The sequence below is a fragment of the Streptomyces sp. B6B3 genome (assembly GCF_039871525.1).
GTDB lineage: Bacteria > Actinomycetota > Actinomycetes > Streptomycetales > Streptomycetaceae > Streptomyces.
Genome location: NZ_JBDPLU010000034.1, coordinates 39829 through 47800 on the forward strand (window position 1 = coordinate 39829; position 7972 = coordinate 47800).

At 71.4% G+C, this 7972-nt stretch carries 7 protein-coding genes and 1 tRNA gene; 2 read left to right on the plus strand and 6 right to left on the minus strand.

Translation table 11 applies throughout. The annotated features are described in order from the left end of the window. Positions 1-5: 5 nt before the first annotated feature. The 3 genes from ABGB06_RS37145 to ABGB06_RS37155 all read right to left on the minus strand — a co-directional run bounded on the left by ABGB06_RS37145 (position 6) and on the right by ABGB06_RS37155 (position 1559). Positions 6-431 carry a hypothetical protein gene (locus ABGB06_RS37145; protein WP_347599291.1) on the minus strand — a complete coding sequence of 142 codons (426 nt, stop codon included), beginning with the start codon at positions 429-431 and terminating at the stop codon, positions 6-8. A gap of 252 nt (positions 432-683) precedes the next feature. Beyond that, on the minus strand, positions 684-1316 hold the full coding sequence (locus ABGB06_RS37150; protein WP_347599294.1) for a hypothetical protein: 633 nt from the start codon (positions 1314-1316) through the stop codon (positions 684-686). A gap of 170 nt (positions 1317-1486) precedes the next feature. Next, positions 1487-1559: transfer RNA gene (locus tag ABGB06_RS37155), tRNA-Arg, on the minus strand. 118 nt (positions 1560-1677) lie between these two features. Here ABGB06_RS37155 and ABGB06_RS37160 point away from each other — a divergent pair. After that, positions 1678-2136, plus strand: a complete 459-nt coding sequence (locus tag ABGB06_RS37160) for an Hsp20/alpha crystallin family protein (RefSeq protein ID WP_347599296.1) — start codon at positions 1678-1680, stop codon at positions 2134-2136. Positions 2137-2162: 26 nt separating this feature from the next. Here ABGB06_RS37160 and ABGB06_RS37165 read toward each other — a convergent pair whose 3' ends face one another. The 3 genes from ABGB06_RS37165 to ABGB06_RS37175 form a co-directional block, all read right to left on the minus strand. Then, a complete protein-coding gene (locus ABGB06_RS37165) occupies positions 2163-3356 on the minus strand; it encodes a M20 family metallopeptidase (protein WP_347599299.1) in 1194 nt (397 codons plus the stop codon). Then, the gene (locus ABGB06_RS37170) at positions 3353-4834 is read right to left on the minus strand and encodes an FtsW/RodA/SpoVE family cell cycle protein (RefSeq protein WP_347599301.1); all 1482 of its coding nucleotides are present in this window, start codon (positions 4832-4834) and stop codon (positions 3353-3355) included. The genes ABGB06_RS37165 and ABGB06_RS37170 overlap by 4 nt, the downstream gene beginning before the upstream one ends. Before the next feature lie 119 nt (positions 4835-4953). Further along, positions 4954-6471, minus strand: coding sequence for a M6 family metalloprotease domain-containing protein (locus tag ABGB06_RS37175; protein ID WP_347599304.1), 1518 nt, complete (start codon positions 6469-6471; stop codon positions 4954-4956). Positions 6472-6861: 390 nt separating this feature from the next. On the opposite strand from ABGB06_RS37175, the gene ABGB06_RS37180 reads away from it, so the two are divergent. Next, a complete protein-coding gene (locus ABGB06_RS37180) occupies positions 6862-7890 on the plus strand; it encodes a sigma-70 family RNA polymerase sigma factor (RefSeq protein WP_347599307.1) in 1029 nt (342 codons plus the stop codon). Positions 7891-7972 lie beyond the last annotated feature (82 nt).

The window sequence follows — 7972 nt, forward strand, 5'->3', positions numbered from 1 at the left end:
GCACCTCACGTGTCGCGCGTCGGATGTTCGAAAACCTCTCCGTCGAGCGCGAGTTGGAGCGAGCTGGGGTCCCGCTGCTCGCCTGGAACGAGCCGTTCAAGCTCGATGGAGGGCGGGCCCAGCAGATCCTCCAGCGCCGCATCAACCAGTCGGTGGCCGAGTACGAGGTGTTCAACGCCCTGGAAACCTCCTGGGGCGGGCTGTGCACCCACGTGCGGGAAGGCTGGAACATCGGCAAGCCGCCCTACGGCTACATCGCCCGGCGCTACCGCCACCCGAACCCCACCAAGGCCGACAAGGGCGCCACCAAGACCCGCCTGGAGCCCGACGGCGTCCGGGGCGAGTCCGTCACGCAGATGGCGCAGTGGCGCTACTACGAGGGTCTTGGCTACGCCACCATCGTTGACCGCCTCAACGCCGACCTCGACCACTACCTGCCTCCTGTCCCTCCGGGCGGCCTGCAACGAGCCCGCGGGAAGTGGAGCAAGTCCGCCGTCAGCGACATCCTGCGGAACCCGAAGTACACCGGCTACCAGGTCTTCAACCGCCGCGCCACCCGCTCCAAGCACGGCGCGCACAACGACCCCGCCCTGTGGGTGTGGTCACCGGAGCCCGTACACGAGCCACTGATTCCCAAGTGGATGTACGACGAGCTCAACCAGCAACGCAACGCCAAACGCGGCTCACGGGACGGCGGCGAACCCAACCGGCACCCGCAGACCCAACGAACCTATGTGCTCCGCGGCATGGTGCGGTGTGCCTGCGAGCGACGGATGTCCGGCAACCACCGCAACGGAACCACCTACTACGTCTGCTGGCCACGCGCCAACAACCGGGGCCGCCCCGACGTCTACGCCGGACACCCCAAGACGGTCTACCTGGGCGAGAAAGCCATCCTGGAGGCCGTGAGCGCCTTCTACGCCGACCACGTCTTCGGCCCGCACAGGCGAGAGCTGCTGGCGAGGGAGATCGAGAGCGTGGACGACCGGGCGGCGAGACAACGAGAAGCCGAGCGACATCGCCACCAACGCGCCCTCGCCGATCTCGCCCGCCGACAAGGCAACGTCCTGCGCCAAGCCCAGGACTGCGAGCCCGGCGACCCCTTCGCTGACGGCCTCCGGGCCACCTACAACGAACTCGAAGCCCAGCACCGCGCCACCCTCGCCCTTGTCGCCGAGCTGGACGCGGCCGACGCCGCCGAGCCTGCCCGGCCCAGCACCGAGAGCGCCGACCTGCTGGACGCGCTGCCCCACCTGGCCCTTCACCTGGCCGAGGCGCCGGAGCGGCTTCAGCGACGCCTGTACGAGATCACCCAACTCACCATCACTCTGCACCAGAACACCGACGACGTGACTCTGAGTATCAGGCTCCCCGCGGAGCGGCTACCGGAGATCACCCAAGCAGCCGAAAGGATCTCGACCATGCCCCAGCACGCCGAACGGCCCGTGATCAGGAAGATCACGAGCCGTTCTGTGGATGCTGTCGGTGCCCCCGGCAGGATTCGAACCTGCGACACCCGCTTTAGGAGAGCGGTGCTCTATCCCCTGAGCTACGGAGGCCGGGGCCGAGGACAGGTTAGCGGATGTGGGGCGGTGGGCGTCCGTGCGGTGGGGCTCCTACGATGGAAGGACGGGGTGAATTGTGGTGGTTTGAGCGATTGCAGGAGGTGTAGGAGCGATGACCCTTCCGATACGGCGGCACCGGCCGGTGGCGGATGGGCGGCGGGGGATGTGGGCGCGCGATCCGTTGTGGGAGTTCGACGAGTTCTTCAACCAGATGGGGTCGCTGCTGCAGTCCGAGGGCCGGATGGCCTGGGCGCCGCTGGCCGATCTGACGGAGACGGACGACGCGTACGTGCTGGAGGCGGAGTTGCCCGGGGTCGGGCGTGAGGACGTCGACGTCCAGATCGGCCGGCGGGAGCTGACGATCTCGGGTGAGATGCGGGAGCAGGGCCCCGACGGGATCCTGCATCGGCGGACCCGGCGGACCGGGCGGTTCGAGTTCCAGACGGCGCTGCCGGGGCCCGTGGACGGCGATACCGCCACGGCGCGCCTCAACGACGGCGTGCTGACCGTGCGGCTGCCCAAGGCGACGGACGCCGGCGTGACGCATGTGGAGATCCAGCCCGGGGAGTGATTCCGGGCTGGATTCGGTGAAGGGCGTCAGGCCGCGGCGGCGAGGCGGCGGGCGGCGAGTTCGGCGTAGAGGGCCGTGCCGTCCGGGAGGACGGCCTCGTCGAAGGCCGCGAGCGGCGAGTGGTTGCTGGGGGCGGTCTCCGGGTCCCGGTCCGGGAGGCACGCGCCGAGGAAGACCATCGCCCCGGGGATCTCGTCGATGACCCGGGAGAAGTCCTCGGCGCCGAGGATCGGGTTCGCCATGGGCTCGAAGCGCTCCTCGCCGAGGGCCTCGCGGACGGTCTGGGCGGCGAAGGCGGTCTCGGCGTGGTCGTTGACGGTGACCGGGTACTGGTCGAGGAAGCGGGCGTCGGCCGCCAGGCCGTGCGCGGCGGCGATGCCCTCGCAGACGGCGACCAGACCGGTGCGGAGCCGTTCGGCGTTGGCGGCGGAGAAGCTGCGGACCGTGGCGGTGAAGCGGGCGGTGTCCGGGATGATGTTGGCCTGGGTGCCGGCGTGGAAGTCGCCGACGGTCAGCACGACCGGGTCGAAGACGTCGAACGTCCGGGTGATCCAGGTCTGGAGGGCGGTGACCATCTCGCACGCCGCCGGGATCGGGTCCAGTGACTTGTGCGGCTGGGAGCCGTGGCCGCCGGCGCCGCGGACGGTGACGTCGAGGACGTTGGAGGCGGCGAGCTGCGGCCCGCCGCGCCCGGTGAAGAGGCCCGAGGCGTGCATGCCCGACGTGACGTGCAGCGCGTAGGCGGCGACGGGGCGCTGCCCGGACGCGTCGAGCACGCCCTCGGCGAGCATGTGCCCCGCGCCGTCGAAGCCCTCCTCGCCCGGCTGGAACATGAACACCACGTCGCCGGCGAGCTGGTCCCGGTGCGCGGAGAGCAGCCGGGCGGCGCCGGCCAGCATTGTCGTGTGCAGGTCGTGGCCGCAGGCGTGCATCCGGTCGCCGGGCGCGGCGAACGGCAGCCCGGTGCGTTCGGCGACCGGGAGCGCGTCCATGTCGCCGCGCAGCAGCACGGTCGGCCCGGGCTGGCCGCCGCGGAGCACGGCGGTGACGGAGCTGAGGCCCTCGCCGGTGCTGATCTCCAGGGGCAGTCCGTCGAGCGCCGCGAGCACGGTCTCCTGGGTGCGCGGCAGGTCGAGGCCGACCTCGGGGGTCGCGTGCAGCGAGCGGCGCAGGCGAACGAGTTCGTCGGCCAGGGATATGGCGTCGTCGCGGAGGTTCATGACGGGCGTCCTCCCTCGGAGATGGGATCCGGGCGGTCTTCGGAGGAGACGTCGGAGACCCGGATCACCGGTGTCAGGATCGTAGCGTTGCCTTCCGGTTCGGTGGAGGCCTTGCCCACGCTGTCGCTGACCCTGATCAGCAGCGCGACCAGCAGGAAGTTCGCGACGCTCGAGGAGCCGCCCTGGGCGAGAAACGGCAGCGCCTTGCCGGTGAGCGGAATCAGGCCGGTGACGCCGCCGGCGACGACGAAGACCTGGAGCGCCAGCACGATGGACAGGCCGGCGGCCAGCAGCTTGCCGAACGGGTCGCTGGCGCGCAGCGCGGTGCTCATCCCGCGCTCGATCAGCAGCGCGTACAGCAGGATCACGAGGGTGACGCCGGCCAGGCCGAGTTCCTCGCCGACGGTGGCGAGGATGAAGTCGCTGCGTCCAGCGAAGCCGATGAGGTACGAGTGGCCCTCGCCGAGGCCGGTGCCGGTGAGGTCGCCGGCGGCGAAGCTGAACAGCGTCTGCGCGGACTGTGGGGAGACGAATCCCTGTGGCTGTTGGTCCGGCGGCAGGAACGCCACCATGGGGTCGAGCCACGCCTGCACGCGCCCCTTGACGTGGGGCTGGGTGGCGGCGACGGCGATCGCGCCGACCACGAACATCAGCACGCCGAGGATCGCCCAGCTGGTGCGGTGGGTGGCGATGAAGAGCATGCCGATGAAGACGCCGAAGAAGATCAACGACGTGCCGAGGTCGCGCTCGTAGAAGAGGACGATGAGGCTGACCGCCCAGACCAGCAGCACCGGGCCGGCGTTGCGGCCGCGCGGCAGGGCCAGGCCGAGGAACCTGCGGCCGGCGAGGGCGAGGGCGTCGCGGTTGGTCATCAGGTAGCTGGCGAAGAAGACGACGATCATGACCTTGACGAACTCGCCCGGCTGGATCGACATCGGACCGATGGTGATCCACCGCTTGGCGCCGTACAGGTCGGCGCCGAAGAACGCGGGCGCCATCAGCAGCAGCATCGCGACGGCCATACCGAGGTAGGTGTAGCGCTGGAGCACCCGGTGGTGGCGGAGCACGACCAGGGTCACGGCGAACAGGCCCACACCGACGACGGTCCAGATCACCTGGTCGGAGGCGACGGGGGCGGAGCCATACTGCTCGGCGTAGGAGTGATCGAGGCGGTCCATCAGCACCAGGCCGAGGCCGGTGAGCAGGACGGTGATCGGGAGGATCAACGGGTCGGCGTGCCGGGCGAAACGGCGCACCGCGAGGTGGGCGACGATCGCCAGGATGCCGAGGCCGACGCTGTGGGCGAGCAGCCCGGTCGGTATCTCCTCCCGCATGGCGAGGCCGGCGGAGGCGTGTCCGAAGGTGACGATGAGCACGGCGAAGACGACGAGGGCCAGTTCCGTGTTGCGCCGGCGCGCGATCCACCGCCGCACCTCGCGGGGCGGGCCGACGCCCGCCCTGTCCCGTCCACTCCGCATCGGTCCCCGCCCCCTGTCCCGATCGCCGGGCGCGCTTCCGGGCGGCCGCCCGGGCCCCGCGCGCGCCGACGCCGCTGGAAACCTACCAACAGGGCACGGGGTGCCGGCAGGGCACGCCTTCACCAACGACTGACGCGGATCCGGTATTCGCCGTCCGGTTCGGCGGCCAGCACCTCGACGCTGACGCCGGCGTCGTCGTCGCGGAACACCTCGCCCGGCACGAACGGGGCGTCGGTCAGGCCGGCCGTGACCTGGGGGTGGGGGTCGTCCTGGCAGCCGTCGCTGTCGGGGGTGGCGTCGGCGACCCGGACGGGGCCGAAGCCGCTGGGGGTCTCGGAGCTGACCCAGGAGACCAACACCCCGGGGCGGCACACCACCTGGTCCAGGCCGCCGGGGGCGCGGACCTCGATGGCGACGGCGGAGTGCTCGCCGGTGCGCACGGCCACCAGCGCGACGCCGTCGTCCCCGCCCCCGTCAGCGGCGTCCCCGTCGGTGGGGCCGACGACGAACTCGGTGACGCCCGCGTAGCGCACGCAGGCGACCTCGGTGAGGTCGAGCCAGCCGAGCTTCCACTTGTGCCAGGCCAGCAGGTCGTTGCTCGGGCCCCAGTCCTGCTCCATCACGTCCCAGTGGCCGGTGAGCGGGAGGGCGCTGCCGGTGCCGGTCCAGTAGAGGTCGGGAAGGCCGAAGGCGTGGCCGTTCTCGTGCACCAGGACCCGGTGCGGGCTCTCCCCCGGCTGGTGGCTCCAGATGAAGCTGACGTTGCGCAGCGGGCCGCTGGGCGTGGGGACGAGGGGGCGGCCCGGGAAGGTCACGGACAGCACCTTCTCGGTGGCCGGCGGGCCGGCCTCGGGGGTCGCCAGCACGTTGACCAGGTCGTACGCGGCGAAGTCCACCTCGCCGGCGAGCGCGGCGACGATCTCGCCCATCAGCCGGTTGTAGCCCTGGGGGTCGTCGGGGTACCAGCCGGTGCCGCGGTCTATGCCGTACGCCTCGAACGGCTGGGACATCCGCAGCCAGCGGTGCACGGGAACGGGCTGGTACCGCAGATGGCCGCCGGAGCTGTCGGCGAAGTAGTGGGTGGTGGCCGGGAAGAACTCGGCGAAGCGCTCGTGGGTGCTGAGGGTGGCCTCGGAGCCGGGGAAGTCGATGAAGAGCGTGAGGGCGAGGACCGTGCCGGTGGTGGGGGCGTATCCGGACGGGGCCGCGGATCCGGAGTCCGGCCCCCCGTACGCGGGGGCGCCGCCGGCGGCGGGTAGCGGTATCGCCTCGTTGAGTCCGCCGTGTGCCTCGTGCCCGTCGGCGACCGGGAGCGCGCAGGCGGCGGGCGAGGGCGTGGCGGGGAGCGGGGCGCCGGTGAGCGCGGGGGCGCCTGGTGTGGTGGCCAGCACCAGGGCGAGGGCTCCGGCGGCGGCGAGCGGGGCGCGTGGGGCGGGGAGCGGGCGTATCCGGGCGAGGCTGCGGGAGGCGGCCCCGGCCGGGCGGGATATCCGGTGCGTCCGGTGCGTCCGGTGTATCCGGCATATCTGTGCGCCGCGGCGTATCCGGGCCAGGCGGGGTACGCGGGGTGCGTGGGGTATGCCACGGTCGGCCGGACTGCCGGCCGGATCGCCGGCTGCGCTGCGCGGATGGCGCATGGCCCGTCGCCCCTTCCATGATCGGCCCGGATCCTGGCGTCCACGATGGGCCTGCGGGGCGGGCGGGCGCGCGCGGGATGACGCGTTCGGGTGGCCGCGTTCCACCCACGAGGCGGCGGGTACCCGGGACGTGCGGCGATCCGGGCCGGCGAGACGCAACTATCGGCGCGCGCCGTTCGTCTTCACGGATGAGAGACGCGTCCGAGCGAGCTGCGGCCGGGCAGGATACCGCATCACAGAAAAAAGATGCGCTGCTTGGGAATTCTGTCCGAGTTCCCGTCGTTGATTCGTTACGGATACGGGGAGCAAGGGGGCCTCCGCATCGCAGATGGATCGCACTGATCCGACTCGCATGAGAACTTACGTTCGATCACTCGCAAGGGAGCACGTATGGCAACCCGTGCCGTCGCCCGGCGTCAGGGCACTGACGACAGTGTCGAAGCGACGGGCAGTGTTCGGTCAACCACAGGCGGTGGCTCCGGAGGCGGCGACGCCACCGAGCGCGACCTGGTGGGGATGTACCTCGACGAGATAGCCCGTACGCCGCTGCTCGACGCGGCGCAGGAGGTCGAGCTGTCCCTCGCGATCGAAACCGGGTTGTACGCGGAGCGCATCCTGGCCGGCGAGGAGGAGCTGTCGCCCGACGGCGCCGCGGCCTCGGCGACGCGCGAGGAGTTGGCGGCCCTGGTGGCCGCCGGCGAGCGCGCCAAGGATGTCTTCATCCGCTCCAACCTGCGGCTCGTCGTGGCGGTGGCCCGACGCTATCCGCGGAGTGGGCTCCCCCTGCTGGACCTGATCCAGGAGGGGAACGCGGGCCTGGTCCGCGCGGTGGAGAAGTTCGACTACACCAAGGGGTTCAAGTTCTCGACTTACGCGACCTGGTGGATTCGGCAGGCCATCACCCGGTCGATCGCCGACCAGTCGCGCACCATCCGACTCCCCGTCCACCTGGTCGAGGAGCTCGGCCGGATCCGGCGCGTGCAGCGGGAGTTCAACCGGGAGCGGGGCCGTGAGCCGGAGCCCGGGGAGATCGCGGCCGAGCTCGGCTCGTCCGCGGAGCGGGTCCAGGACGTGCTGGACTGGGCGCGCGACCCCGTCAGTCTGAACATGTCGGTCGACGACGAGGGCGAGACCCAGTTCGGCGACCTGCTGGAGGACACCTCCGCGGCCACGCCCGAGCAGTCGGTGCTGGTGATGATGCGGCGCGAGGGTCTGGAGGACCTGATCGGCCGTCTCGACGAGCGCACCGCGGCGATCATCCGCGCGCGGTACGGCATCGAGGACGGTCGGGAGCGCACGCTCACCGAGGTGGGCAAGCAGCACGGCCTCACCCGGGAGCGCATCCGGCAGATCGAGAAGCACGCGCTGCTCGAGCTGAAGCGGATGGCGAGCGACTCCGGCTTCGACGCGGCCGCCTGACCGCACGACATCTCCACACCCGACTCGACGCACGCTCACGCACAGGGCGGCGGGGGGTGAGGACCCGGGTCCTCACCCCCCG